The sequence below is a fragment of the Agrobacterium sp. GW821-FHT14E08 genome (assembly GCF_058803865.1).
The window spans coordinates 1,584,636-1,611,023 of the sequence record NZ_JBXAPJ010000001.1 but is presented as its reverse complement, the minus strand read 5'-3'; the positions used below and the strand labels follow the sequence as shown (position 1 = coordinate 1,611,023).

At 59.5% G+C, this 26,388-nt stretch carries 23 protein-coding genes and 1 other RNA gene; 19 read left to right on the top strand and 5 right to left on the bottom strand.

Features of this window, described 5'->3' with window-relative positions; all coding sequences use genetic code 11:
* Positions 1-40 precede the first annotated feature (40 nt).
* The gene (locus AC1ROR_RS08040) at positions 41-1,252 is read right to left on the bottom strand and encodes a pyrophosphate--fructose-6-phosphate 1-phosphotransferase (protein ID WP_035220422.1); all 1,212 of its coding nucleotides are present in this window, start codon (positions 1,250-1,252) and stop codon (positions 41-43) included.
* 318 nt (positions 1,253-1,570) lie between these two features.
* On the opposite strand from AC1ROR_RS08040, the gene AC1ROR_RS08035 reads away from it, so the two are divergent.
* The 6 genes from AC1ROR_RS08035 (at position 1,571) to rnpB (ending at position 6,882) form a co-directional block, all read left to right on the top strand.
* Positions 1,571-2,311 (top strand): J domain-containing protein, encoded by a 741-nt coding sequence (locus AC1ROR_RS08035; RefSeq protein ID WP_035220735.1) that lies wholly within the window; start codon positions 1,571-1,573, stop codon positions 2,309-2,311.
* On the top strand, positions 2,308-3,075 hold the full coding sequence (locus tag AC1ROR_RS08030) for an N-acetylmuramoyl-L-alanine amidase (protein WP_498589076.1): 768 nt from the start codon (positions 2,308-2,310) through the stop codon (positions 3,073-3,075). The genes AC1ROR_RS08035 and AC1ROR_RS08030 overlap by 4 nt, the downstream gene beginning before the upstream one ends.
* A 247-nt stretch (positions 3,076-3,322) precedes the next feature.
* Positions 3,323-3,862 (top strand): lytic transglycosylase domain-containing protein, encoded by a 540-nt coding sequence (locus AC1ROR_RS08025; protein ID WP_137037967.1) that lies wholly within the window; start codon positions 3,323-3,325, stop codon positions 3,860-3,862.
* Positions 3,863-3,986: 124 nt separating this feature from the next.
* Positions 3,987-5,174: an FAD-dependent oxidoreductase gene (locus AC1ROR_RS08020; protein WP_498589075.1), complete on the top strand. Its 1,188-nt coding sequence runs from the start codon at positions 3,987-3,989 to the stop codon at positions 5,172-5,174.
* A gap of 59 nt (positions 5,175-5,233) precedes the next feature.
* Positions 5,234-6,424: an NAD(P)/FAD-dependent oxidoreductase gene (locus tag AC1ROR_RS08015; protein WP_498589074.1), complete on the top strand. Its 1,191-nt coding sequence runs from the start codon at positions 5,234-5,236 to the stop codon at positions 6,422-6,424.
* Positions 6,425-6,480: 56 nt separating this feature from the next.
* Positions 6,481-6,882: RNase P RNA component class A (gene rnpB / locus AC1ROR_RS08010), an RNA gene on the top strand.
* Positions 6,883-6,909: 27 nt separating this feature from the next.
* Here rnpB and AC1ROR_RS08005 read toward each other — a convergent pair.
* The 3 genes from AC1ROR_RS08005 to AC1ROR_RS07995 are packed head-to-tail and all read right to left on the bottom strand — an operon-like array spanning position 6,910 to position 9,073.
* The gene (locus AC1ROR_RS08005; RefSeq protein ID WP_498589073.1) at positions 6,910-8,067 is read right to left on the bottom strand and encodes a glutathionylspermidine synthase family protein; all 1,158 of its coding nucleotides are present in this window, start codon (positions 8,065-8,067) and stop codon (positions 6,910-6,912) included.
* Position 8,068: 1 nt separating this feature from the next.
* On the bottom strand, positions 8,069-8,662 hold the full coding sequence (locus tag AC1ROR_RS08000) for a DUF1190 domain-containing protein (protein WP_080835195.1): 594 nt from the start codon (positions 8,660-8,662) through the stop codon (positions 8,069-8,071).
* A 9-nt stretch (positions 8,663-8,671) separates the two neighbouring features.
* Entirely contained in the window at positions 8,672-9,073 is a 402-nt protein-coding gene (locus AC1ROR_RS07995; protein ID WP_035220442.1) for a DUF350 domain-containing protein, read from the bottom strand.
* 622 nt (positions 9,074-9,695) lie between these two features.
* Between AC1ROR_RS07995 and mraZ the strand changes: the two genes are divergently transcribed.
* The 13 genes from mraZ (at position 9,696) to AC1ROR_RS07930 (ending at position 24,658) form a co-directional block, all read left to right on the top strand.
* Complete coding sequence (gene mraZ / locus AC1ROR_RS07990; protein ID WP_080835188.1) at positions 9,696-10,136, top strand: division/cell wall cluster transcriptional repressor MraZ; 441 nt, start codon at positions 9,696-9,698, stop codon at positions 10,134-10,136.
* A 14-nt stretch (positions 10,137-10,150) separates the two neighbouring features.
* Positions 10,151-11,176 (top strand): 16S rRNA (cytosine(1402)-N(4))-methyltransferase RsmH, encoded by a 1,026-nt coding sequence (rsmH, locus tag AC1ROR_RS07985; protein ID WP_082182651.1) that lies wholly within the window; start codon positions 10,151-10,153, stop codon positions 11,174-11,176.
* Position 11,177: 1 nt separating this feature from the next.
* Complete coding sequence (gene ftsL, locus AC1ROR_RS07980) at positions 11,178-11,732, top strand: cell division protein FtsL (RefSeq protein WP_498589072.1); 555 nt, start codon at positions 11,178-11,180, stop codon at positions 11,730-11,732.
* Positions 11,732-13,474 carry a peptidoglycan D,D-transpeptidase FtsI family protein gene (locus AC1ROR_RS07975; RefSeq protein WP_035220454.1) on the top strand — a complete coding sequence of 581 codons (1,743 nt, stop codon included), beginning with the start codon at positions 11,732-11,734 and terminating at the stop codon, positions 13,472-13,474. Before ftsL ends, AC1ROR_RS07975 begins: the two co-directional genes overlap by 1 nt.
* Before the next feature lie 59 nt (positions 13,475-13,533).
* Complete coding sequence (locus tag AC1ROR_RS07970) at positions 13,534-15,003, top strand: UDP-N-acetylmuramoyl-L-alanyl-D-glutamate--2,6-diaminopimelate ligase (RefSeq protein WP_216330004.1); 1,470 nt, start codon at positions 13,534-13,536, stop codon at positions 15,001-15,003.
* Positions 15,000-16,433, top strand: coding sequence for a UDP-N-acetylmuramoylalanyl-D-glutamyl-2,6-diaminopimelate--D-alanyl-D-alanine ligase (locus AC1ROR_RS07965; protein ID WP_080835182.1), 1,434 nt, complete (start codon positions 15,000-15,002; stop codon positions 16,431-16,433). Before AC1ROR_RS07970 ends, AC1ROR_RS07965 begins: the two co-directional genes overlap by 4 nt.
* 23 nt (positions 16,434-16,456) lie before the next feature.
* Entirely contained in the window at positions 16,457-17,557 is a 1,101-nt protein-coding gene (gene mraY, locus AC1ROR_RS07960) for a phospho-N-acetylmuramoyl-pentapeptide-transferase (RefSeq protein WP_003494882.1), read from the top strand.
* Positions 17,558-17,560: 3 nt separating this feature from the next.
* A complete protein-coding gene (gene murD / locus AC1ROR_RS07955; protein WP_498589071.1) occupies positions 17,561-18,970 on the top strand; it encodes a UDP-N-acetylmuramoyl-L-alanine--D-glutamate ligase in 1,410 nt (469 codons plus the stop codon).
* 5 nt (positions 18,971-18,975) lie between these two features.
* Positions 18,976-20,130, top strand: coding sequence for a putative lipid II flippase FtsW (ftsW, locus tag AC1ROR_RS07950; RefSeq protein WP_003494886.1), 1,155 nt, complete (start codon positions 18,976-18,978; stop codon positions 20,128-20,130).
* Positions 20,131-20,136: 6 nt separating this feature from the next.
* Positions 20,137-21,273 (top strand): undecaprenyldiphospho-muramoylpentapeptide beta-N-acetylglucosaminyltransferase, encoded by a 1,137-nt coding sequence (murG, locus tag AC1ROR_RS07945; protein ID WP_035220466.1) that lies wholly within the window; start codon positions 20,137-20,139, stop codon positions 21,271-21,273.
* Positions 21,270-22,685: a UDP-N-acetylmuramate--L-alanine ligase gene (gene murC, locus AC1ROR_RS07940; RefSeq protein ID WP_498589070.1), complete on the top strand. Its 1,416-nt coding sequence runs from the start codon at positions 21,270-21,272 to the stop codon at positions 22,683-22,685. The genes murG and murC overlap by 4 nt, the downstream gene beginning before the upstream one ends.
* Positions 22,682-23,647, top strand: a complete 966-nt coding sequence (gene murB, locus AC1ROR_RS07935; protein ID WP_498589069.1) for a UDP-N-acetylmuramate dehydrogenase — start codon at positions 22,682-22,684, stop codon at positions 23,645-23,647. The genes murC and murB overlap by 4 nt, the downstream gene beginning before the upstream one ends.
* Before the next feature lie 201 nt (positions 23,648-23,848).
* The gene (locus AC1ROR_RS07930; RefSeq protein WP_498589068.1) at positions 23,849-24,658 is read left to right on the top strand and encodes a GGDEF domain-containing protein; all 810 of its coding nucleotides are present in this window, start codon (positions 23,849-23,851) and stop codon (positions 24,656-24,658) included.
* 74 nt (positions 24,659-24,732) lie between these two features.
* Here the strand turns inward: AC1ROR_RS07930 and AC1ROR_RS07925 are convergent, their stop codons facing one another.
* Complete coding sequence (locus AC1ROR_RS07925; protein WP_035220478.1) at positions 24,733-26,037, bottom strand: MFS transporter; 1,305 nt, start codon at positions 26,035-26,037, stop codon at positions 24,733-24,735.
* Positions 26,038-26,388: the final 351 nt, after the last annotated feature.

The following is a 26,388-nucleotide window of genomic DNA, read 5'->3' as shown; positions in this document are numbered from 1 at the left end:
TTGCCCTCCCTGTCACCGCATTAATTAGCCTATCGTAAAATTAGGCTGCTGTGAACGGTTGACCGACGTGTTCCATCACTTCGGTAAACCATTTTGCAGAAAGGTCGAAATGCTTTCCGCCCTTGATACGCGGAAACTCGATGGTCCGCAATTTGCCGTTCTGGTCTTCATCATGACCGGTGACGCCGGAGACCTTGTTGAGCGCGCTTTCGACGGCGAGATCGACCATGCCCTGGATGAGGCGCAGATCATCGCCATTGGCGGGGGCGGAGCGGGCGAAATAGCCTGACTTCTGCACCATGGAGCGTTCCGCGCCGATAAGGCTGGCGAATTGCTTCTGGAACCAGCCGCCGACATTGATGGTGTCGATCTTCACGTGACCGAAGGCATCGCGCTTGACCGCTTCGCCGGAGGCTTCGCGCTCGGCAACAATCGAATCAAGGCCCGCACCTTCGGAAACGAACAGCGTGACATAGCCGTGCCTGTCCATGATCTCCTTGAGGCGCTCGGCCTCCGCCTCGATGTCGAAGGCCATTTCCGGCAGGTAGATGCCGTCGATGTTCTTCATCTGCGTGTTCATCATCAGGCCTTCGACATAGTCATTGCCGCTGGTCTTCTGGATATAGGCGCGGGCGGTTGCCGCCGTCAGCCAGCCGCAATGGCGGCCCATGACTTCGTGGATGACAAAGGTTTTCGGGGCAGCGCTCTGTTCGTTGCTGACATTGTCAAAGAACGAAGCGCCGACTTCCGCAGCAGTCCAGGCGCCGAGGGACTGCCTGATCGGCACGACATCATTGTCCACCGTCTTTGGCAGGCCGACGACGGTGAGGTTGTAACCATTCGCGCCGAGGTAGGCGGCAAGGTCAGCGGCCGTCGTATTGGTGTCGTCGCCGCCGATGGTGTGAAGAATGGTGATGCCGTCAGCGGCCAGCCGTTCAGCGGCCACGCGCAGTGGATTTTCGCCTTCCTTGACCAAACCGCGCTTGGCGCAATCGGCGGCATTGGTCAGCTTGACACGGCTGTTGCCGATCGGCGAACCGCCATAACGGTGCAGCAGATGCGCCTTTTCGCGCATGTCTCTGGTGATCTCGATGCGATCGCCCAGAAGCACGCCCTGATAACCGGAGCGATAGGCCACGATGTCGATCTCAGGCGCAATGTCGCTGTAGCGCTCGATCAGGCCGCCAACGGCGGAAGAGAGACAGGGAGCAAGGCCACCCGCGGTCAGCATTGCGACTTTCTGTTTGGCCATCATGGCTCTCCTTTTGCATAAATCCAAAGACATGTCTGGCAAATGGATGCGACAGCAGCGTGTAGGTGTAAAGTGAATTTATCAAGAAAAACGCCGATTTCTCGCGGTTTTTCAGCGGCTTGAGGAAAGAGGCCGAATATAATCGTTTCAATCCGCATCGCAGGCGCCGTGTCCTGGCAGCCTGTGGAAAACCGAGGTCGCGTCGTTTGCCGCGCTCTTGTTCCTGAAGCAGAACTGTCGCAAAGATGAATAAAAGTTAATGCCGCGGCGTTGCCGGACATATTGCATTCACGGCGATATGCCGTCATGCTTGGCGTCATGATGTTCGATTTCGCCTGTCTGCAAATTTCATCCCTGTGGGAGCGACTGCTCGGCGCAATCGGCGACGCGGCAGGTGGCGCGCTCGGACGCGTGGTGGAAGCTATCCGCACCCTCTTCGAGGGAGATCCGGAGACCCGCCGCAAGGTTTCATTCTCGGTTGCAATCATTGCACTCTCCGCAAAGATGGCGAAGGCCGATGGTGTCGTCAACGATGCCGAGGTGCGCGCTTTCCGGCAGATTTTCGACTTTCCCGAAGAAGAGGCGAGAAACGTCGCGCGTCTTTATAATCTCGCGCGACAGGACGTTGCCGGTTATGAAGCCTATGCCGAGCGTCTTGCCGGTCTGTGCGGTTCCGGCCATGACAATTGCGAGATGCTGGAAAGCGTCATCGACGGTCTGTTCCACATCGCCAAGGCTGACGGGCTGATCCACGAGCGGGAGCTGGCTTTCCTAGGCCGTATCGCGGAAATCTTCCATATCACCGAAGATCACTTCGAAACGATCATGGCGCGGCACGTTCACATGGATGGGCGCGATCCCTACCGCGTGCTCGGCGTTTCGCCCTCGGACGACTTTCTGGATATTCGCAAGCGTTACCGTTCGCTGGTCGCCGAGCATCATCCGGACAAGCTCATCGCACGCGGCGTGCCGATGGAATTGCATGCCGCCGCGAATGAGCGTATGGCGGCTCTCAATGCCGCCTATGCGGCCATCGAGAAAGAACGCCGCGTCGCATGAGTGAATTTCTGCCGGACTTCAAGGGCGCAGCCGTTGCGCCTTCGCCCAACCATGGCGAAAGACAGGGCGTGGCAGGCCCGGATATCATTCTCCTGCATTATACCGGCATGACGACCGCCGATGGCGCTCTTTCGTGGCTCTGCAATCCCGAAAGCCAGGTCTCCAGCCATTATTTCGTCTTCGAGGACGGGCGCGTCATTCAGATGGTTCCTGAAGCCCGCCGTGCCTGGCATGCGGGCAAAAGTACCTGGGCGGGCGATGAAGACATCAATTCCCGCTCCATCGGCATCGAAATCGCCAATCAGGGCCATCCCGGCGGACTGCCGGAATTTCCGGAAAAACAGGTGGCCGCCGTCATCGAATTGTGTCGCGATTGCGGCCAGCGCTGGAATATCGCCCCTGAAAGGGTGCTTGCGCATTCGGATGTAGCGCCGATCCGCAAGGTCGATCCGGGTGAAAAGTTTCCGTGGGACATCCTGTCGCAGCACGGTGTCGGCCATTGGGTGGAACCCGCGCCGATCCGCGGCGGACGCTTTTTCCAGCGCGGCGATCATGGCCAGCCGGTGGAAGCGTTGCAATCGATGCTGTCCATATACGGATACGGCGTTGAAATAACAGGCGCTTATTGCGAGAAGACGGAGGGTGCCGTGGCCGCCTTCCAGCGGCATTTCCGCCCGGCGCTGGTGGATGGCATCGCGGATTTTTCCACCATCGACACGCTTCACCGGTTGATTGCCAGCCTGCCGAAATTTTCCGCCGCTTAAACGCGAATCCTGGAAAATAGTTCCCTGCTTTCGGGTCCTTCAAGTCGCTTTTTTTGTCGTGCCACAGTTAATCCGCATTGAGGAAGTCTAAGAGCAGCACTGGACGCGGTGCTGTTCTTCAGGGGAACTTACCGTCAATATCAATCAAGGAGACTGGACTCCGGAAGGTCGTGATCGACTTTCCGCACGCTGGACATTTGTATCGTTTCATTGTTCCGGTTATCCGATCTGGAGACTTTTTCAGCATATGAACAGAGTTTTTGTTGCTGTCGCAGCGGGCGTTGCTATGCTCGTTTCGCAGGCGGGGATTGCTTTTGCCAAAGACGAGGACGTCAAGACCAAGACCGTGACGCTGGAGACCTTCTTCCGCAAACCCGGTTATCCCATTCCGGAAAAGAACCTGCCTTCGTCGCTCAAGAATGATTATTCCGATCTGATCGTCAAATATGCCAAGCGTTACGGCGTTCCCACCAATCTGGCGCATGCGGTGGTTTCTGTGGAAAGCAAGTTCAATCCCAAGGCCCGCGGCAGCGCAGGCGAGGTCGGGCTGATGCAGATCAAGCCGGCAACGGCGCGCATGATGGGCTTTCGCGGTACGACCAAGGCTCTTTATGATCCCGAGACCAATATTCGCTGGGGCATGCAATATCTGGCGACCGCCCATCAGCTTGGCGGCGGCGAGGTTTGCAGCACGATCCTGCGTTACAATGCCGGCCATGGCGCCACGCGCATGAACCCGGTGTCCAAGCGTTATTGCGGCAAGGTGCAGGCGCTTCTGGCCAGCTGAGGTCTTTGCCTAAGCCCGCCGCAATCTTTCAGATTCGCGCGCCACGTGCTTCGGACTTGCGGAAATCGATTCCGGTTCATGCCCGCATGCTGTAGTCAGGAATAAATCTGATACGGAGCATGGCATGCCGGATTTCAAATATATCGTGGTCGGGGCTGGAATGATGGGTGCGGCGGCGGCGCGGCACCTTTCGGCGCAAACGGATGGCGTGGCGCTGATCGGACCCGCCGAGCCTACCGATCGCAGGACCCATACCGGTGTATTTTCAAGCCACTACGATGAAGCGCGGATTACGCGTGGTTTCGATGGCGATCCGGTCTGGGCAGAGCTCGCGCAACGCTCCATCCGGCGCTATGCGGAGATCGAGGCAAAAAGCGGCATTGGTTTTTTCACCGAAGCGGGCTGCTTGTTTACCGGAAATGGCAAGGGGCTTGCCGGAGACTATGTGTCGCGCGCGCTTTCCGCAGCGGGCCGTCTTGATCTCGGTGTGGAAACGATCGGCAGCGGCGGGCTTGCCGGTCGCTTCCCGATGTTTTCCCTGCCTGCCGATCACAACGGTTATTTCGAGGCGCGCAATGCCGGTCACGTCAATCCACGCGCCCTGGTGAAGGCCCAATGCACCATTGCCGGGGCACAGGGCGCGCGGCTGGTGCGCGAGACGGCGGCGCATATTCGCGATACGTCCAAGGGGGTGGAGGTTTCGACCCGGGAAGGGGCCGTGCACACCGCTGAAAAGGTCATCGTGGCAGCGGGCGGTTTCACCAACATGGCCGATCTTCTGCCGTCGCCAGTCGATATGGCGGCGACGGGCCGCACCATTGCCTTTTTCGAGCTTGATGACGCAAGGCAGGCCCTTTTCGGCGCCATGCCCTCGACCATCGTGCTGGCGGAGACTGAGGACGATATCGTCTATATTCTTCCGCCCGTGCGCTACCCCGACGGCAAGGTCTATCTGAAGATCGGCGGTGAAAGCGAAAAGGGCAGGCTCGAAACGCTGGCCGAGGCGGTCGACTGGTTCCATTCGGATGGCACGCCAGACGAGGTCGAGTTTCTGAAAAAACGGGCGCTGTCGTTGATGCCGGAACTTGCAGGTTGCCCGGTGACATCCGGTTCCTGTGTCGCCTCCATAACCCGCAGCGGTTATCCCTATATCGGCTATACACAATCCTCCAATATTGCGGTGCTGACCGGCGGCAATTTCGTTTCCGCCAAGTCGTCGGACGAGATCGGTCGGCTGGGTGCGGTGCTGCTTCTGGACGGCCAGCTGACCGAGAATGATTTTGCCGCCGAAATGTCGCCGGTTTTTATCTGACATCCTTCTGTGGAGCGGCTACAAGGTTGCGACTGAACAGAGCGGATGAAGAGGGCGGCATGTCGGGGCATTTCAAATATATCGTCGTCGGTCGCGGCATGATGGGTGCCGCCGCCGCCCGCCATCTGGCGGAAAAGGTGGATGGCGTCGCGCTGATCGGCCCCGGCGAGCCTGCCGATATCACGTCGCATCAGGGTGTTTTTGCCAGCCATTACGATGAAGCGCGTATTACCCGCACCATTGACGGCGATGCGGACTGGGCTTTGCTCGCCAATCGCTCGATTGCGCGTTACGCCGATATAACGGCAAGGAGCGGGGTGGAGTTTTACGCGCCTGTCGGCTGCCTGATCGTCGGGCCGGAACGGGGAGGCGACAATCCCTTTATCGACAATGTCCTCAAGGCAGCGGAACGGCTCGGCGTCTCCACGACACTGATGGATGATGAGAGCCTGAAAAGTGACTTTCCCTATTTTTCCTTCGAACCGGGCTGTGAGGGCGTGTTCGAAAGAGACAATGCGGGTTACGTCAATCCACGCGCCCTGGTGAAGGCGCAGAGCGTTCTGGCAGACAAGGCCGGTGTGACGCTTATCGACGATATCGTTGTTTCGACCCGGGAAGAGGATGGTCGCGCACGGGTAGAGACGGCCTCGGGTGCGGTTTACACTGCAGATCGCGTGCTGGTGGCGGCGGGCGGTTTTTCGATTACGAAGGATCTGCTGCCGCAGCCGGTTGCTCTCAATGTCTATGCACGCACGGTCGCCTTTTTCGAGGTCGATGAAGCGGATCTGGGGCAATATGCGGGTATGCCGTCGCTGATCTATGAGCCGAGCGACACGACGAAACATATCTATCTGCTTCCACCCGTGCGCTATCCCGATGGCAGGTTCTACCTGAAAATCGGCGGCGATCCCGACGACAAACCTGTCGGCAGCGACCCGGAAATTCGCGCCTGGTTCCGTTCCGGCGGACGCGAAAGCGTGCGCGACCATCTCTCCGACATCATCGGGACATTGCTGCCGTCCATCGACCGCGCGCGTCTTTCGATGGCTGCCTGCGTCGTGTCCAAGACGCCGGGCGGCTACCCCGCCATCGGCTTCACATCATCACCACGCATTGCGGTTCTGACCGGTGGCAATGGCACGGCGGCAAAGAGCTCCGACGAGATCGGGCGGCTGGGTGCCGCGCTGCTGCTTGATGGACAAATTGGCGACAAAGCCTATGCCACGGATTTCAAACCGGCATTTCTTTGATCTTTGTCTTCGCTTTTCGGTGGCTTTCACCTCGGAACATGGTTATTGAGCCCATGCCAGTTGGCCGGGCAGCCGCGCTTTACCAATGTCGAAAGACGGTAAGGTGAGGAAAGTCCGGGCTCCACGGAAATACGGTGCCGGATAACGTCCGGCGGGGGCGACCCCAGGGAAAGTGCCACAGAGAGCAAACCGCCATGCCTGGCATGGTAAGGGTGAAAGGGTGGGGTAAGAGCCCACCGCGCCGCTGGTGACAGTGGTGGCAAGGTAAACCCCACCGGGAGCAAGACCGAATAGGGATGACATGGGACGGGCGAAAGCCCGTTTACAGCCGGTTTCCGGGCCCGTCATCCGGGTGGGTTGCGAGAGGCGGCATGCAAATGCCGTCCCAGATGAATGGCTGCCACGTTCCGGGTCAAACCGGGGCCATACAGAACCCGGCTTACAGGCCAACTGGCGAATTTCCCTACCGATTTTTTCGGCGGGCATCAGCCCTCGATGATATGGGGAACGTAGCGGGAGAGATTTGCGGTGATGGGCGACGCGTCCTCGCGAATGCCAAGTCCGCAGGGTCGATCGGCGACGATCCAGCTTCCTAACACGGCGTATCCGAACTCGCTCTTGAACAAGGGCGCATATGCCTGAAAAACATATCCCTCTTCGCCGTAACTGCCCGGGGCCGATAAAATCTCGCGCCGGTTTCGGTAAAGGCTGACATTTTCGCCTTCACGCGAGAGAAGCGGTTTCACCACGTAATCCCGCAACTCATATATTTCAGGGTCGTCGGGAAAGAAACTCGGGAGCAGATTCGGGTGATTGGGATGCCGCTGCCAAAGCATGGGCAGCAGGCCCTTGTTCGATAGAACGGCTTTCCAGGCTGGCTCGATGAAAATGCCATTCTGCGCAGGCAGATGCGCGGCAAAGGATTCCCGTAACATGAATTCCCAGGGGTAAAGCTTGAAGCAGCGCTCGATGACGCGACTTTGGAGGTCAGCAAAACGCCCGCTCGCATCGATGCCGATGTCCCTGATATCGAGAAACTGGGCGCGGTGGCCAGCCTGAATGGCGCAGTCCATGAGATATATGGTCGTGCCGCAATCCTCGGGGTCGTCGCTAATCGCCGCGAAATGGAAAATCCTGTCCCGCGAGAATTGCCCAAAGGCCTCGATCAGGGCCTCCTGAACCGAGTTGAACTGGTCGGTTTGCGCCGGCAACGTTCCAAGGGCGACCTGATCCGTCAGCCAGTTATATTGGAAATATCCCGTTTCGAAGACGGAAGTAGGCGTGTCGGCGTTGTATTCGAGCAGCTTCGCCGGGCCATGTCCATCATAGGCAAGATCGAAGCGGCCATACAGGTGCCGGTCGCCCCGCTGCCAGGAATTTCGGATCATGTCGTGATAATCGCGCGGGATGGCAAGACGGGTTAGCGCCGCCTCACTGTTTACGATATCGGCGACGAGATCCATGCACATATCATGCAGGACTTGGCTCGGTTCTTCGATGTCGCGCTCGATTTCATCGAGCCCGAAGCAATAGGCTGCGTCGTCCACCCAGTAAGGCTCGCCATGCATTTCATGGAAGGAGAAACCCACGGCATTGGCTTTTTCGCGCCAATCCGGGCGTGGTGGGACTGTGATACGGCGCATGTCACCCTCCGGAAAAGGAGTGGCCGCCGAACCCGCCACGGCCCTTGACGTTCGTTTTGGCGTTGAGCTGCTTTACGTCACTCGTCAGCGCGCCGCCTGGACCGCCCACGAATGAGCCGCCGCTCTGTTCGCCGGCGCTCACATCCGGCGTGACGAGGTCACCGTTGCGTTTTCGATAGGCCGACATCGCGCCCGCGGAACCCGCCTTGCTGTTTTGCTGACGGCGGCGATAGTCGCTATAGTCTGCAAAGTGTTCGATGTTCCGAGGCATCACAAATCCGACCGGTGAGGGTGCGAAGGCGCTCGTGCCGGTCGCGTTATTGGAATTGAGATTTTGTCTCAGCTCAGAACAGTTTCCCGCGCCGTATTCCATTTCACATGCGACCATGTTGCGAAATCGCGGCGCGGTAGCAAGGTGATGCTGGCTGGCGTCTTCGGATGCCGCCTGGCAAACCTTGGGGTAGACCCCTGAGGCAAGGCACTTGTCAACGGAGGTGTAAAGGACCTCTTCTTCCGATGAAAATGCGAAAAAAAGGCCTATTGCGGCAATCGTACCGAGGGCAAGACGCGGATGTTCTGTCACGTCCAAGTACATGTCTGTTCCTCAATACGCCATGCAGGCGGCGTTCAAAGTCCCGATGACCACGGCGATGCCGCCGCTCCAGAGGCCGGCCGCGACATTGCCCTCGGTGATTTTAAGGTGCAGGTCGGTCATGGTGAGCTTGGCGATATAGAATGCGAAGACCTGAACCAGCAGGCCGATCACCGCCCAGATCACGTAGTCGGGGATGCTGACGGAGTTGGCCGCCGCCGAGGCCAGCGGCAGGCTGAAGCCGCTCAAAGCCCCTAAAAAAGCGACTACGGCGGCGATGTTGCCGGCCTTGATCAACTCCCTTTCGCGGTGGGGAGTAAGGCGGGTGTAGATAGTGGAAAAAGCTGCCAGGCAGACCAGGCCAATCAAAAAATAACTCAAGAAGGCAGGCAAGCCCGCCACATAATTCGGCATCATTATCTCGCAATGAAAAACACAACTTCAAAAATCAAAATCAATCGAAAGTTTAAAAAGTCAAGCCGCCGAAGCATTGTTGTTTGCTGACAATAGCGGTTCTGGCTGAGATGCAAGATGTGCATTGCTTCGGCCTCAAATCGAATCCGCTGCAACTGGTCTGTCGCGCAATCATAGAGATGGCCGTGAGCCAACCAGGCTGCCGTTGCCGCGGCGGCGTCAGGGCGCCTTATGCGATTTAAATGGAGTGTATCTGACCGAGATCGGCAAGCATCTGTTTCTCAAGCGGAAAATAGGCATATCGGCCCAAGCTTTAATTGTCTTTGCGGGCATATGAGCTCGCAAAGTAAACCATTCGTTAAACTTAACGGCTTATAATTTCCGATGCGAAGTCGGCATCGTGCCGGCTTCTCCCATTGACGCCCATAGTGTCCCATGGTATCCCAAATGCACACCACATTGGGTCGTGTTTTTGACCCGCAATCGCTGAAACGAGTGAGGAGCCTGCGAGGGGCTGCTACAGGGCATGTCGCCCTGGCGCTTGGCGATGTGTCGTGCGTACCGGTGTCGTCTGCGAAGTGGATGGTTTGCTTTGCGGAATGCGGTTTTGGCGAGTTGAGTAATGGACCGCTTTTTATCGAACGTGACGAACAGGATCGACGCCAAGGGGCGCGTTTCGGTTCCGTCTCCGTTTCGTTCGGTGCTGGCCAGGCGCGGCATTCAGGAGCTTTATTGCCTTCAGGATTTCGCCTTTCCGGCAATCAGCGTCGGCGGTCCGGATTTGCTGGAGCGCTACGAGCGGCAGATAGCGTCCATGGATGCCTTCTCGCCGGAGGCGAACGCAATGTCGCTGCTGGTTCATGGCGGCGGCGTTTTCATGAAGCTCGACCAGGAAGGTCGGTTGATGGTGACGGATTTCGTGCGGGAATTTACCGGCATATCCACCGACGTCACCTTCGTTGGACGGGCGGATCATTTTCAGCTTTGGCAACCGAATGCGTTTTTGGCGGCGCAGGCGGAAGCAAGAGCGGGGCGCGGTTTTTCGGCTGCTCGCCCCGCATAGGACGGGGACACGGGATGGCGGCGAATTCTGGCGGACGATCTTCTGATGCCGGTGGCGGACCTCAACGCCACATCCCGGTTCTTCTTCGCGAAGTGATCGCCGCGCTTGAGCCCGCATCCGGAAAGATCATTCTTGACGGCACCTTCGGGGCCGGCGGCTATACCCAGGCCATTCTTGACCAGGGCGCGAGCGTGATCGCGCTTGACCGCGATCCGACAGCGATTGCCGGCGGTCAGGCCATGGTGGCCGCCAATGGCGGCAGGCTTTCGCTTATTCAATCGCAATTTTCCGATCTGGCCAAACACGCGCCGCAAGGTGGCCTTGACGGTGTTGTTCTCGATATTGGCGTCTCCTCCATGCAGATCGACGAGGCCGAACGCGGTTTTTCCTTCCAGAAGAACGGCCCTCTCGACATGCGTATGTCGAGTTCGGGCGTTTCGGCGGCGGATGTCGTCAATCGCGCCAAGGTCGGCGATCTCATCCGCATCTTCGGCTTTCTCGGTGAGGAAAAACAGCCGGGCCGCATCGCCCGCGCCATCGAGAAGAAAAGGGCGGAAGAGCCTTTCCGCACCACGCGCGATCTGGCCGGTCTGATCGAGATCGTCACGCCGCGCAAGGCGAAGGACAAGATCCATCCCGCAACCCGCGTGTTTCAGGCCCTTCGCGTTTTCGTCAATGACGAACTGGGTGAGTTGGCGCAGGCGCTGTTCGCCGCCGAGCAGGCCTTGAAGCCCGGCGGCCGGCTTGTCGTCGTCACGTTCCATTCGCTCGAAGACCGTATCGTCAAGAAATTTTTCGCGGATCGGTCGGGTAAAGCCGCCGGTTCCCGGCACCTGCCGATGGTGGAAGACAGGCCCGCCATTTTCGACACTATCGGCAAGCCGATGATCGCTGCCAGTGACGAGGAGGCGGAGCTCAATCCGCGTGCCCGTTCAGCCAAGCTGCGCGCCGGTCTGCGGACCTCAGCGCCGGCGCGTGCTGCGGATTTTTCGATTTTCGAGCTTCCTGATCTCGCCAGCCTTGAAAAGATGGGAGGCTGATATGCTGCGTACATTCGATATCGTCTTGGTGGGGGTCATGGTCGCTGCGGCTGTCGTGACCTATTCGATCAAGCACAAGGCCGATCTGAAGCTGGAAGAGGTCCGCAAGCTCGAGGCCGAAATCAAGCTCGAGAAGGATACAATCGATCTTCTCAGGGCCGACTGGGCGCTGCTGACGCAGCCCAACCGCCTCCATCGTCTCGTCAATGCCTATCAGAATGAGCTCGGCCTTTCGCCGACGATGCCCACGCAACTGGCGCAGCCGCGCGAGCTTCCGATGCTGCGGTCGCAATTGCCGCAGCCGCCCGAGCCTGAAGGCATGAGCGTGGAGGACGTCATCGCTGCGGCCGTCAACGGTTCGAAGCCGGGCGCCACGCTTGGTGGAACATCCAAGCCGAAATCACCGCCGGCGGGCCAGATCGCCGCCAATGGTGCGCCTATACCGACACCCAGGGCGCGTGTTTCCCGTCCCCCGGCGGCTCCAGCCGTCTCCGCCGTCGCGGGCGATGAAGCCGACGATATGGATGACACGATAACAGGATCGGTGAACCGCTAATGTCTTTTCTCTCCCGTGTCATGGTTTTGAAGAGCAAGGCTCACTTTTCCGCCAGCACCACCGGCGTCTATACGGACCATGCCGCATTTGAGGGCGCCCGCAAGAAAAGGGCGGCCCAGGCGAAGAGCCGGGTCGGCCTCATCATCTTCGGTTTCGTCGCCTTTTATGGTGTCGTCGGCGGGCGTCTCGTACAATATGGCATGGCGGAACAGGAAACGGTCTCGAGCATCGCGCCCGCAGACCGGCTGATGGCGTCGCGCCCCGACCTTCTCGACCGTAACGGTGAGGTTCTGGCCACCGATATCCGCACCGTCTCGCTGTTTGCCGAACCGCATCGCATCGTCGATATCGATGAGGCCATCGAGAAGCTGCGCACCGTTCTGCCGGACCTCGACCAGCGCGGGACCTATCAGAAGCTTACGTCCAATTCGCGTTTCCAGTGGCTGCGTCGTCAGCTGACGCCGAAGCAGCAGAGCCAGATTCTGGCGCTCGGCATTCCCGGTGTCGGTTTCCGCCCGGAAAAGCGTCGCTTTTATCCCGGCGGGCCGACGGCCGCCCATATTGTCGGTCACGTCAACATCGACAATCGCGGCGTTGCCGGCATGGAGCGTTACGTCGACAATCAGGGGCTTGCCGACCTGACGGCGCTGGGCATGACCAGCGACCAGCCGCTGGAGCCGATAAAGCTGTCGATTGATCTGCGTGTACAGTCCATCGTGCGCGAAGTCGTGACTTCGGCGATCGCCAAGTTCCAGGCGATCGGCGCCGGCGCCGTGGTGATGGACGTGCATACCGGCGAAATTCTCGCCATGGCCTCGGTTCCGGATTACGATCCGAACAATCCGGCCGAGGGTGCGAAAGAGGGCTGGCTCAACCGCATGTCGAACGGCACGTTCGAAATGGGCTCCACCTTCAAGTCCTTCACCATTGCCATGGGATTGGATTCGGGCCGCGTGCGTCTGGGCGACAGTTTCGATGCCCGTTATCCGATCCGGATCGGCGGTTTCACCATCAAGGATTTCCACGGCAAGAACCGTGTTCTGTCGGTGCCGGAAATTTTCCAGTATTCGTCCAACATCGGTACGGCCAAGATCGCGGATACGGTAGGCACCGAAGGTCACAAGGAATTTCTGACGAAGCTCGGGCTTCTGACCCGCATGCAGACGGAACTGCCGGAAGTGGCAATGCCCTCGCAGCCGCGCGAATGGAAAAAGATCAACTCGATTACCATTTCCTTCGGTCACGGTGTTTCGACGACGCCGCTGCAGACGGCGGTTGCCGGTGCGGCGCTTGTCAATGGCGGCAAGCTGATCGAGCCGACCTTCCTGCCACGCACCCGCGAGCAGGCGGATCTGGTGGCCAAGCAGGTTTTGAAGCCCACCACCAGCAAGGATATGCGCTTCCTGTTCGAATGGAACGGGGTCAATGGATCGGGCCGTAATGCGCGTGTCGATGGTTTCAACGTCGGCGGCAAGACCGGCACGGCGGACAAGGTCGTCAACGGCCGTTATGTGCGGGACAAGAACTTCAACGCCTTCCTGTCGGCATTCCCGATCGACGATCCGCAATATGTGGTGTTGACCTTCATCGATGAACCGAAGACGGACAAGGGCAATGGCGCGGCACTCGCCGGCACCTCCGCCGCGCCGATGGTGCACGATATCATCACCCGCACGGCGGCGGTGCTGGGCGTGAAGCCGAAGTTCGGCAAGGATGGCTCGGCCTTGCTCGTGTCTTATTGATTGTTAGAGCTTATGATGTTCCGGCGATTCGCGCCGGGGGGACAAGACGGACACAGTCGATGAATTTGCGAGATATATCCGGAAACGCGTTTCCGGAATTGAATGAATTGCTCCTGTCTGAGATCGGGGCGATCGAAATCGGGGGGATAACCGCAGACAGCCGCAGGGCGCAGCCCGGCAGCCTGTTCGTGGCGGTTGCTGGCACCAAGGCGGATGGCGCGGCCTATGTGAAGGATGCGGTTGCCAAGGGTGCGGTCGCCGTCGTTTCCGGGCATCCCGTGGATGCCGACGTGCCGGTGCTTTCGGTGACGGACCCGCGCCTTTATCTCTCCCTTGCCGCTTCCCGTTTTTACGGAAAACAGCCCGAGACCATGGTTGCCGTCACCGGTACGGCGGGAAAGACCTCCGTTGCCTCCTTCGTACGGCAAATCTGGGCTTTCGCGGGCCATGCCGCAGCGCAGATCGGCACGACAGGTGTGATTGCACCCGGCCGCGAAGATTACGGCGCGCTCACCACGCCCGATCCGGTGACGCTGCATGCGCTTCTGGCCGAGCTTGCGGCCGAAGGCGTGACCCATGCAGCCATGGAGGCTTCGAGCCACGGCCTTGATCAGCGCCGCCTTGACGGCGTGAAGCTTGCTGCGGCCGGTTTCACCAATCTCGGCCGCGACCACATGGATTATCATCCGACCGTCGAGGACTACATGGCCGCGAAAATGCGGCTCTTCGACACGCTGATGGAAAAGGGCGCGCCCGCCATTATCTTTGCGGACGATCCGTGGTCGGAAAAAGCAATCCGCGCGGCGCGCGAAGCGGGTCTCGATGTTCGTACGGTCGGCCGCAAGGGCGATTATCTGGCCCTGAAGCGTGTTGAGCACTTCCGTCACAAGCAGATGATCGAAGTGCACCATGACGGCGAGATTTATGAAGTTGACATACCCTTGGCGGGTGATTTCCAGGTTGCGAACGCTCTCGTCGCCGCTGGTCTTGCCATGTCCACCGGCGTTCCCGCGGCAACCGCGCTGAAGGCGCTCGAGAAGCTGATCGGCGCTGCCGGTCGTCTGGAACTCGTGGGACAGACGAAAAACGGCGCACTTGCCTATGTGGATTATGCCCACAAGCCGGATGCGCTGGAAAACGTGCTCACCTCGGTCCGGCCCTTCACCTCGGGCCGCATCATCACCGTCTTCGGCTGCGGCGGTGACCGCGACAAGGGCAAGCGCCCGATCATGGGCGAGGTTGCGACGCGGCTTTCCGACATCGTCATCGTTACCGATGACAATCCGCGCTCGGAAGATGCCGCAACGATCCGTTCCGAGGTCATGGCGGCGGCGCCGGGTGCAGTGGAAATCGGCGACAGGTCGCAGGCGATCCACCATGCGGTGTCGCTGCTTTCCAACGGCGATACGCTGATCGTCGCGGGCAAGGGGCATGAAGAGGGGCAGATCGTCGGTTCCGTAACGCTGCCGTTTTCCGATCATGAACAGGTGCGCGCTGCGCTGGCAGGGCTGGAAGGATTGAAGATTTGAGCTGGTTATGGACAGTCGCCGACATGATCGCCATCACGGCAGGACGCCCCGTTGGCAACCTGCCGACCGGAATCACCGGCATTTCCATCGACAGCCGGACCGTCAAGGCGGGCGAAGCCTTTTTCGCCATCAAGGGTGATCGGGTCGACGGCCATGATTACACCAGTTTCGCCGTTGCGAATGGGGCCGGTCTCTTGGTCGTTGCCGAAGCCAAGCTGCCGGCTCTCGGCCGGCTCACCGTGCCCATGATCGTGGTCGAGGACGTGCTTGCCGCACTCGGCAAACTTGCCATTGCGGCGCGCGAGAGAACTTCGGCACGCATCATCGCGGTGACTGGCTCCGTCGGCAAGACGACCACCAAGGAAATGCTGCGGCAGGCTCTGGAGCCGTCCGGCCGGGTTCATGCGGCGGTCGCATCCTTTAACAATCACTGGGGTGTGCCGCTGACGCTGGCGCGTATGCCGGCGGATACCGAGTTCGGCGTTTTCGAAATCGGCATGAACCACTCCGGCGAAATTCGCCCGCTGGTCAAGATGGTGCGTCCGCATGTGGCGATCATCACGACCATCGCCCCCGCCCATCTCGGCAATTTCAAGAATATTGAAGAGATCGCCGCGGCCAAGGCGGAAATATTCGAAGGGCTTGAAGAGGGCGGCTCCGTCATCCTCAATCGCGACAATGCCCAGTTCGAGCAGCTTGAAGAGGCCGCACAGGAACAGGGTATAGAGCACATCCTGACCTTCGGGCAGCACGCCAAGGCCGATTTCCGGCTCGCCGACTTTGAAAGCACGCCTGCGGGTTCGACCATCTGGGCGATCCTGAACGGCGAGACCAGCGAATTGCATCTCAATGTTCCCGGACGTCATATCGCCGACAACGCCATGGCCGTGCTTGGTGCCGTCGCCGTGACCGGCGCCAATCTCGACCGGGCTTTTGAAGCGCTCGGAACGCTCGAGGCGGTGAAAGGGCGCGGTCAGCGCCACCGCCTGACGATTGAAAGTGGTTCGTTCCTGCTGATCGATGAAAGCTATAACGCCAACCCCGCTTCCATGCGCGCGGCGATTGCCGTGCTGGCGGAAACGGAAACGCAGGGCCACGGCCGGCGCGTTGCCGTTCTTGGCGACATGCTTGAGATGGGCGAATTTTCCGCGCAGCTGCATGAAGAGCTGGCCGGGCCGCTGCTTGCTGCCGGCATCGAGCATGTCTGGCTGGCGGGGGAGGCGATGGCGGCGCTGCGCGATGCGCTGCCGGACAGTGTCACCGTCATCTGGTTCCCGACGACGGCGGAACTCACCGATTTCGCCCTGCAATGGGTGCAACCGGGAGACGCGCTGATGGTAAAATCGTCACTTGGCCTCGGTTTCGGCAAGATTGTCGCCGCCCTGCTTGACAAGTATCCGGCATTCCCCGAGACGGAACGCCAAGTCTGAAATAGCCTTTTGAAAGGGCAATTATGCTGATCTGGCTCGTCGAACTGTCGGATAAAGTTCAAGTCTTCAACCTCTTCCGCTACATCACCTTCCGGGCGGGTGCGGCGATGTTCACCTCTGCGTTGATCGTCTTCCTGTTTGGACCGGCGATCATCAACTCGTTGCGCGTGCGCCAGGGCAAGGGCCAGCCGATCCGCGCCGACGGGCCGCAGACCCATTTCAAGAAGGCCGGCACGCCGACCATGGGCGGCCTCATGATCCTTGCGGGCATTCTCGGCGGCTCGCTGCTGTGGGGTGACCTGTCAAACGTCTACGTTGTTGCCGTGCTGATGGTGACACTCGGTTTCGGAGCCATCGGTTTCTACGACGATTACCTGAAGGTGACGAAGCAGAGCGACAAGGGCTTTTCCGGCAAGGCGCGTCTTGGCATCGAATTCCTGATCGCGGCGATTGCCGTGTTCTTCATGATGAAGATGGCGCTCGCTTCCGCCCCGCATGGCGGCACGCTCGGCAGCTCCATCGCCTTCCCGTTTTTCAAGGAATTCGTGATCAATCTCGGCTATTTCTTCGTGCTCTTCGGTGCTTTCGTCATCGTCGGCGCGGGCAATGCCGTGAACCTGACGGATGGTCTCGATGGTCTCGCCATCGTGCCTGTGATGATCGCGGCTGCTACCTTCGGCGTGATCGCTTATCTTGCCGGTAACGCGGTTTTCGCTAATTACCTGCAGATCAACTTCGTGCCCGGCACGGGTGAGCTTGCTGTCATTGTCGGCGCGGTCATCGGCGCGGGCCTCGGCTTCCTGTGGTTCAACGCGCCGCCTGCCGCCATCTTCATGGGCGATACGGGTTCGCTGGCGCTTGGCGGCCTCATCGGCTCCATCGCTGTCGCGACCAAGCACGAGATCGTCATGGTCATCGTCGGCGGTCTCTTCGTCATGGAAACGCTGTCGGTCATCATCCAGGTCTTCTGGTTCAAGCGCACCGGCAGGCGTGTGTTCCTTATGGCGCCGATCCACCACCATTTCGAGAAAAAGGGCTGGACGGAAAGCCAGGTGGTCATTCGTTTCTGGATCATCTCCGTTGGTCTCGCGCTGCTTGGCCTCGCCACCCTGAAGCTGAGGTGAGCGATGATCCCGGTCACGTCGTTCAGAGGTAAGAAGGTCGCGCTTTTCGGGCTTGGTGGTTCGGGTCTCGTCACCGCCCGCGCACTGGTCGCGGGTGGGGCGGAGGTTGTCGCCTTCGACGACAATCCCGACAGCGTCGCCAAGGCTGAAGCCGAAGGCATTACGACGGCGGACCTGCGGACGATAGACTGGCCCTCCTTTTCCTCCTTCGTGCTGGCGCCCGGCGTGCCCTTGACGCATCCGAAACCGCACTGGTCGGTGGATCTTGCGAAGGCAGCGGGTGTCGAGATCATCGGCGATATCGAGCTTTTCATCCGTGAGCGCCGCGCTCATGCGCCGGATTGCCCTTTCATCGCGATTACCGGCACCAACGGCAAGTCCACAACGACGGCGCTGATCGCGCATATTCTCAAGGCATCCGGCCGCGATACGCAACTCGGCGGCAATATCGGTACGGCGGTGCTGAGCCTCGATCCCCCGAAGGCGCAGCGTTTCTATGTTGTCGAGTGCTCGTCCTACCAGATCGATCTCGCGCCCACGATCAATCCGACCGCCGGAATTCTTCTTAACTTAACGCCCGATCATCTCGACCGGCATGGCACGATGCAGCACTATGCCGACGTCAAGGAGCGGCTGGTCGCTGGAAGTCAAACGGCCATCGTTGGTGTGGATGACAGCCATTCGACACTGATCGCCGACCGTATCGAACGCGCCGGGGTAAAGGTCGAGCGCATTTCCAAACGCAATATCGTTTCCGAAGGTCTTTATGCTGAGGGCAGCCGCATCCTGCGGGCGCATGGTGGCACTTCCGGTCTGCTGGTCGATCTCGACGGTATCCAGACCCTTCGCGGCAGCCACAATGCGCAGAATGCGGCGGCGGCAATCGCCGCCTGCCTTGCGGTCGGCGTTTCCGAAGACGAGATTCGGGCCGGTCTCAAATCCTTCCCGGGCCTCAAGCATCGCATGCAGCCTGTCGGACGCCGTGGCAACGTCACCTTCGTCAACGACAGCAAGGCTACCAATGCCGATGCCGCTGCACCGGCGCTTTCAAGCTTCGACCGCATCTACTGGATCGCCGGCGGCCTGCCAAAAGCGGGTGGCATCACCAGCCTCTCGCCGCTCTTTTCGCGCATCGCCAAGGCCTATCTGATCGGCGAGGCGGCAGCCGAATTTGCCGCGACGCTGGGCGAGGCAGTACCTTATGAAATATCCGGCACGCTGGACAAAGCCATCCAGCATGCGGCGGCGGATGCGGAAAAAGATGCGACGGCCGGCAATATCGTGATGTTATCCCCGGCTTGCGCAAGCTTCGATCAATATAAGAACTTTGAGATCAGAGGTGATTCGTTCGTCGCGCAGGTTGCGGCGCTCGATGGCATGACGATGCTGGTTGACTCTGGAAAAGGGGGCTGAAGGCCATGGTAAGCCGAGTTGATCGCGGTCCGGTCGCGGAATGGTTCTGGACCATCGACCGTTTCTTTCTGGCGGCGTTCATCGCATTGATGGGCATCGGGCTGATGCTGTCCTTTGCGGCGTCACCGGCGGTTGCCGAGCGTATCGGTCTCAACAGCTTCTTCTTCGTGGAACGTCAGGCGATGTTCATGGTGCCGTCGCTGGCGATCATGGTCGGCCTGTCCTTCCTGTCGCCGCGTCAGGTGCGGCGCGTGGCGGTCATCATGCTCATCGCTTCGCTGCTGATGATGATCTTCGCGCTATTCTTCGGCATCGAGGTCAAGGGTGCGAGACGCTGGATTTCCATCGGCACCTTTTCCATCCAGCCATCGGAATTCATGAAGCCGGCCTTCGTGATCGTCTGCGCCTGGCTTTTCGCCGAGCGGGCGCGTCATCCGGAAATTCCGGGCAACCTCTTTGCCATCATCACCTTCGGCATTGTGGCTGCATTGCTGATCGCCCAGCCCGACTTCGGCCAGACGATTCTGACCTCAGTTGTCTGGGGCGGCATGTTCTTCATGGCGGGCGTGCCGTGGTTCTGGATCATCATGCTTGGCGGTCTCGGCGTCGGCGGCATCATCTCCGCCTATCTGCTGCTGCCGCACGTTGCCGGCCGTATCGACCGTTTCTGGACGGGCGAAGGCGATACGTTCCAGGTGGATACGGCGCGTGAGGCGATCATTCGCGGCGACTGGTTCGGACGCGGACCGGGCGAGGGTATCGTCAAGCGTATCATTCCCGACAGCCATACCGACTTCATCTTCTCGGTGGCGGCGGAAGAATTCGGCATCGTTTTCTGCATGTTCCTGGTGGCGATCTTCGCCTTCATCGTGCTGCGCGGCCTTTCGCATGCCTTCAAGGAAAAGGACGATTTCTGCCGCTTCGCAGTGGCCGGCCTCGTTTTGCAGATCGGCATGCAGTCGATGATCAATATCGGCGTCAATCTGGAACTGATGCCCGCCAAGGGCATGACGCTGCCGCTGATTTCCTATGGCGGTTCATCGATGATGGCGATCTGCGTGACCGCCGGCTTCCTTCTGGCGCTGACACGCCACAGACCCGAAAAGCGGGCGCAGGAGCGGAGTTTCTTCCGCGTCGGTTCCGGCGTTCCCGCGGAGTAAAGTATCATGAGCAAGGGTATTGTTCTTCTTGCCGCCGGGGGAACCGGCGGCCATGTCTTTCCAGCCGAGGCCCTGGCGCATACGCTGAAAGAACGCGGTTATCAGGTGCATCTCGTCACCGACAGCCGCGCCGAGCGTTATGCCGGCAAGTTTCCGGCGGATGAAATTCATGTGGTGCCGTCTGCCACCATCGGTTCGAAGAACCCGATTTCCGTGGCGCGTTCGCTGTGGAAACTGTGGACGGGGCTGCGTTCAGCGCGCCGGCTGGTCACGAAGCTGAAGCCGGTCGCGGTCGTCGGCTTCGGTGGTTATCCCACCGTGCCGCCGCTTCTGGCATCGACCGGGCTTGGCGTGCCGTCGATCATTCACGAGCAGAATGCGGTTATGGGCCGCGCCAACAAGGCGCTGGCCGGCCGGGTGAAAGCAATCGCCGGCGGTTTCCTGCCGCCCGCCAACGGCCAATATTCCGACAAGACGGTGGCCACCGGCAACCCCGTTCGCCCGGCGGTGCTGGCTGCGTCGGAGATACCCTATACGCCCTCGCAGACGGATGAACCGTTTCAGCTCGTCGTTTTCGGCGGCAGCCAGGGCGCGCAATTCTTTTCCAGCGCCGTGCCGGCAGCGATCTGCCTGTTGAAGAACGAGCAGCGCAAGCGCATCGTCGTCACCCAGCAGGCTCGCCCCGAAGACAAGGACAGCGTGATCGCCTCCTATCAGAAGCTCGGCGTGAAAGCGGATGTTTCGCCCTTCTTCGGCGACATGGCCTCACGTATTGGCGAGGCCGATCTGGTCATCAGCCGTTCCGGCGCTTCGACAGTATCGGAACTGTCGGTCATCGGCCGTCCGTCGATCCTCGTGCCCTATCCGCATGCGCTGGATCACGATCAGGCCGCCAATGCGGCAGCGCTTTCAGCAGCGGGCGGCGCAAGCGTCATCAAGCAGGCGGAACTATCGCCGCAGAAGCTTTCCAGCCTTTTGTCGTCGGCGCTTTCCGAGCCTGACCGTTTGAGTGCGACGGCGGCGGCGGCAAAGGCGACCGGCAAACCGCATGCGGCGGATGTGCTGGCCGATCTGGTCGAGGCGATTGCTTCCGGCCAGTCCGTACAGGAATTCAAGAAGAAGAATGAAGGAGTTGGGGCATGAAGATGCCGAAAGCCATAGGCCTTGTCCATTTCATCGGCATAGGCGGGATCGGCATGAGCGGCATTGCCGAAGTGCTTCACAATCTCGGCCATCGCGTTCAGGGGTCGGATCAGGCCGATAGCGCCAATGTGCAGCGCCTGCGCGACAAGGGTATCGAGGTTTTTGTCGGCCATACGGCGGATAATATCGGTGATGCCGAGGTCGTGGTGGTTTCCACCGCCATCAAGAAAAGCAATCCGGAACTCATCGCCGCGCGGGAAAAACACCTGCCGATCGTTCGCCGTGCCGAAATGCTGGCCGAGCTGATGCGTTTCCGCAATGCCATCGCCATCGGCGGCACCCACGGCAAGACCACGACCACCTCCATGGTCGCGACGCTGCTGGAAGCCGGCAATCTCGACCCGACCGTCATCAATGGCGGCATCATCAATGCCTACGGCACCAACGCCCGCATGGGCGAGGGCGAGTGGATGGTGGTGGAGGCCGACGAATCCGACGGCACGTTCCTGAAGCTGCCGGCCGATGTGGCTGTCATCACCAATATCGATCCCGAGCATCTGGATCACTACGGCAATTTCGATGCCGTGCGCGCCGCGTTCCGCCAGTTTGTCGAGAATGTTCCTTTCTACGGTTTTGGCGTCATGTGCCTCGACCATCCGGAAGTGCAGGCACTGGTCGGCCGGATCGAGGACCGCAAGGTCATCACCTATGGCGAGAACCCGCAGGCCGACGTGCGTTTTTCGAATGTGCGCATTGACGGCACGCGGTCGATCTTCGACGTGGAAATCCGTCGCCGCCGCACCGGCAAGATATTCTCCTTCAAGGACCTCGTCCTGCCGATGCCCGGCCGCCACAATGTGTCGAATGCGACGGCCGCGATTGCGGTCGCCAATCGTCTCGGCATTTCGGAAGCCGACATCAAGAGGGGGCTTGCCTCCTTTGCCGGCGTCAAGCGCCGCTTCACGCTGACGGGCGAAGCCAACGGCGTACAGGTCTTCGATGATTACGGTCACCATCCGGTCGAGATCAAGGCCGTGCTGGCGGCGGCGCGCGAAGCCTGCAAGGGCCGCATCATCGCCGTGCACCAGCCGCACCGCTACAGCCGGCTTTCCAGCCTGTTTGACGATTTCGCGCATTGTTTTAACGATGCCGACACGATTATCCTTGCTCCGGTCTATGCTGCGGGCGAAGATCCGATCGAAGGCGCAAGCTCGGAAGCGCTGGTTTCGGCCATCAAGGCCGCCGGCCACCGCGACGCCCGTTTTCTCGAAAAACGGGAAGATCTTGCCTCAGTGGTTGCAGGCATTGCGAATCCGGGTGATTTCGTGGTTCTCTTGGGGGCTGGGAATATCACGCAATGGGCAGCAGCGCTGCCTTCGGAATTGAAGAGCATATCAGGAAAGTCTGAATGAGACAGGTCGATGGGGTTAAATTGCTGGGGAGGCTCGGCGACGGGGTAAATGAATTGCGGGGACGTCTGACACCGGATGCGCCCATGGACCGCGTGACGTGGTTCAGAGCCGGCGGTCTTGCGGAGGTGATGTTCCAGCCGCACGATGCCGACGATCTGATTACCTTCCTGAAAATTCTGCCGGAAGACGTGCCGTTGACCGTGGTCGGCGTCGGTTCGAACCTTCTCGTGCGCGATGGCGGCATTCCTGGCGTTGTCGTCCGTCTTTCGGCCAAGGGCTTCGGCCAGGTGGAGCTTGCCGGTGAAAACCGCATCAAGGCGGGCGCGATCTGCCCGGACAAGCATATTGCGGCCATGGCCATGGATAATGGTATCGGTGGTTTCCATTTCTTTTACGGTATTCCCGGCTCCATCGGCGGTGCGCTGCGCATGAATGCCGGCGCCAACGGCGGCGAGACGCGTGATCGTGTCGTGGAAGTCTATGCAGTCGACCGTCAGGGCAACCAGCATGTGCTTTCCAATGCCGATATGGGTTACAGCTATCGCCACTCCGGCGCGGATGCGGGCCTGATCTTCACGGGTGCGCTGTTTGAGGGCTATCCGGAAGACAAGGCGAAAATCCGGGCCGATATGGATGCCGTGCGTCATCACCGGGAAACCGTGCAGCCTATCCGCGAGCAGACGGGCGGTTCCACCTTCAAGAACCCCGAAGGTCATTCCGCCTGGGAGTTGATCGATGAGGCGGGTGGTCGCGGTCTGGTCATTGGCGGGGCGCAGATGTCGTCACTGCATTGCAACTTCATGATCAATACCGGCCATGCGACCGGTTATGACCTGGAATATCTGGGTGAGACCATCCGCAAGCGGGTGTTCGAGAAGTCGGGCATCCGGCTGGAATGGGAAATCAAGCGGCTGGGGCTTTTCATGCCGGGCCGTGAGGTGGAACCGTTTCTAGGGGCATAAACCCGACGAACGCCTTTACCGCAAGAAAATTCTGCCGTTGAATCGGCCGTTTCGTGTATCGTAACGGTCGATCAACGGTTTTTCCTATATTGTTTCCGGGAAATACGTGAGCGGACGATATAACGTCTCGCTCTTTCAGCAATAAATGTTTTTTTTTATTTGGAAATACCAACGACATTACGCGACTGGGCACTTTTGAACATGATGTTGGGTCTTTGGAAAAAAGCGATCGAAATGATAAGTTTTTCGGTCGCCACGCCGGAGGGCCGTCGCCGGCTTGAGCCGCTGGAATTCTCCATTCGTATCGCGTGCCTCGTGACGCTCGTCGTTATCCTGATGTGCACGGGTGGTCTGGTGCTTCTGGCGCAGTTCGGGCTGGTGACCGATCTCTTCAACGGGATCATGCTGAGCACGACGCTCGGCGGGGCCGTTGCGTTTACGGTGACGTTGCTGGTCTGCTGGCTAAATGCCAGGGAGGTGCAAATTCTCGTGCAATCCCACGAGCGCTTCCTGCATCTGAGCCATACGGATGCCCTGACTGGCCTGAGCAACCGGCTCGGCCTTTATGCTGCATGCGCCGAACTCGGCAGTGACTATTGCGTCGCCTTTCTCGATATCGATCATTTCAAGTTGGTGAATGACAGATACAGCCATCTCGTCGGCGATCTCGTCATCTCGAGCGTCGCCCGCAGGATAATGGAGCATTTCGATCCTTCTGCCCATGTCGCCCGTCTGGGTGGTGAGGAATTTGTCGTCGTGCAGGAAACTAGCCCACTTGCCTTTCTGCAGATGTGCGAGGAGGTTCGCGCGGTTATCGAGACCACGCCGGTGGAGCATCAGGATCAGCGGATCACGGTGACGATTTCGATTGGTGTAGCCTTTCGCTGCGACGCCGACATTTTCGACAAGGTCATGCACAATGCCGATCTGGCGCTCTATCGGGCAAAAGGGGGAGGGCGCAATCGCGTCTGTGTGACGGGTCATGTGGAGCGGCGCCAGGCCGTGGCGTAAGCGTCGAAGCAGGCAAACAAAAGCCCGCGAAACGAAGGTTTCGCGGGCTTTTTACGTCTTGCAATCCGTTCGGATCAGACTTCGTCCTTGCGGGACAGAAGAATGCAGGCCAGCGTGATGAGGGCGGATACGCAGAGATAATAACCGACATATCCCATGCCGTAATTCACCTGCAGCCATGTGGCGATGTAGGGCGCGAGTGATGCGCCAAAAATGCCGGCCATGTTGAAGGTGATGGACGAGCCGGTGTAACGCACGCGGGTCGGGAAGGGCGCGGCGAGCGCCGTTCCGATCAGGCCGTAGGTCATGCCCATCAGCATCATGGCCAGAGCCGCGAAAACGAAGATCGAACCTTCGCCGCCGGTCATCAGGCTTGGCAGCAGGAAGGAGAACAGGCCGATCAGCACCGTCGTCAGGATCAGGATTTCACGACGGCCGAATTTCTCGGCAAGCTTGCCGGCGATCGGAATGAAGATACCGAAGACGATGGAGCCGAGGATCTGCACTTCCAGCGCGTCGAGGAACGGGATTTTCAGGACCTTGACGTTGTAGGAGAGCAGATAAGCGGTGCCGATATAGAAAAGCACGAAGGTGGCCAGCGCCACGAAGGTGCCGAGCACGAGGCTGCGCTTGTGATTGCGGAAAAGTTCCGCGACCGGCACGGCCACACGCTCTTCCTTTTCGATCGCTTTCTGGAAATCGGGTGTTTCGGTGATCGACAGGCGCACCCACATGCCGACAGCGATCAGGATGATCGAAGCGACGAAGGGAATGCGCCAGCCCCAGCTCAAAAGTGATTCCTGCGACATGAAGTGCAGCAGGATCCAGAAGACGCCGGAGGAAAGGAACAGGCCGACGGGCGCGCCGAGCTGCGGGAACATGCCGTACCAGCTGCGCTTGCCGGGAGGGGCATTTTCCGTGGCGAGCAGAACGGCACCACCCCATTCGCCGCCAAGGCCGAAGCCCTGACCGAAACGGCAAAGTGCGAGGAACAGCGGCGCCAGAACGCCTGCCGTCTCATAGGTCGGCAGAAGGCCGATCACGACAGTCGATACGCCCATCGTCAGAAGGGCCGCGACAAGCGTGGTCTTGCGGCCGACACGGTCACCATAGTGACCGAAAACGACGGCGCCGAGAGGGCGGGCGAAAAAGGCGATGGAGAAAGTGGCGAAGGATGCCAGAAGCGCCGTCATCGGATCATTGTTCGGGAAGAACAATGCCGGGAACACGAGCACTGCGGCCGTGGCGTAAACGTAAAAATCGAAAAACTCGATGGTCGTGCCGACCAGGCTGGCAGTGAGAACTCGTGCAGGCGAATTTGTCTTTACAACGTTCGAATTGCCAGCTGTCGACGATACCTGAGATACCGCGTCAGTCATGGTTTGGGTTCCATTTCAGATGATTGGAATGTCATGCCTTGGGAGGCAAGGACTGCGTTAACGCAATTTTTGTTCCTATGGAATGCTAAAAAAGAAATAATGCAAATAATGTGATCTTTGAATGCGACGGACCTGGTGTCGGGCATTCGGCATGCGTTCGGCTGATTGAGAGACTGATTCAGGTCGCGGATTTAAAACGCTGAAACGCCAGATAATTTTCGCTGGGGAAAAGCGCCTCTCGTTAACGTTTCGCACTTGTCTTCTGCGGAGCAAAGGGGAGGCCGCGCGGCGATTTTATTTCCGATCATTGAAAAGCTGCATGTTGCAATCCGTGCAACTCTCTGATTCCAA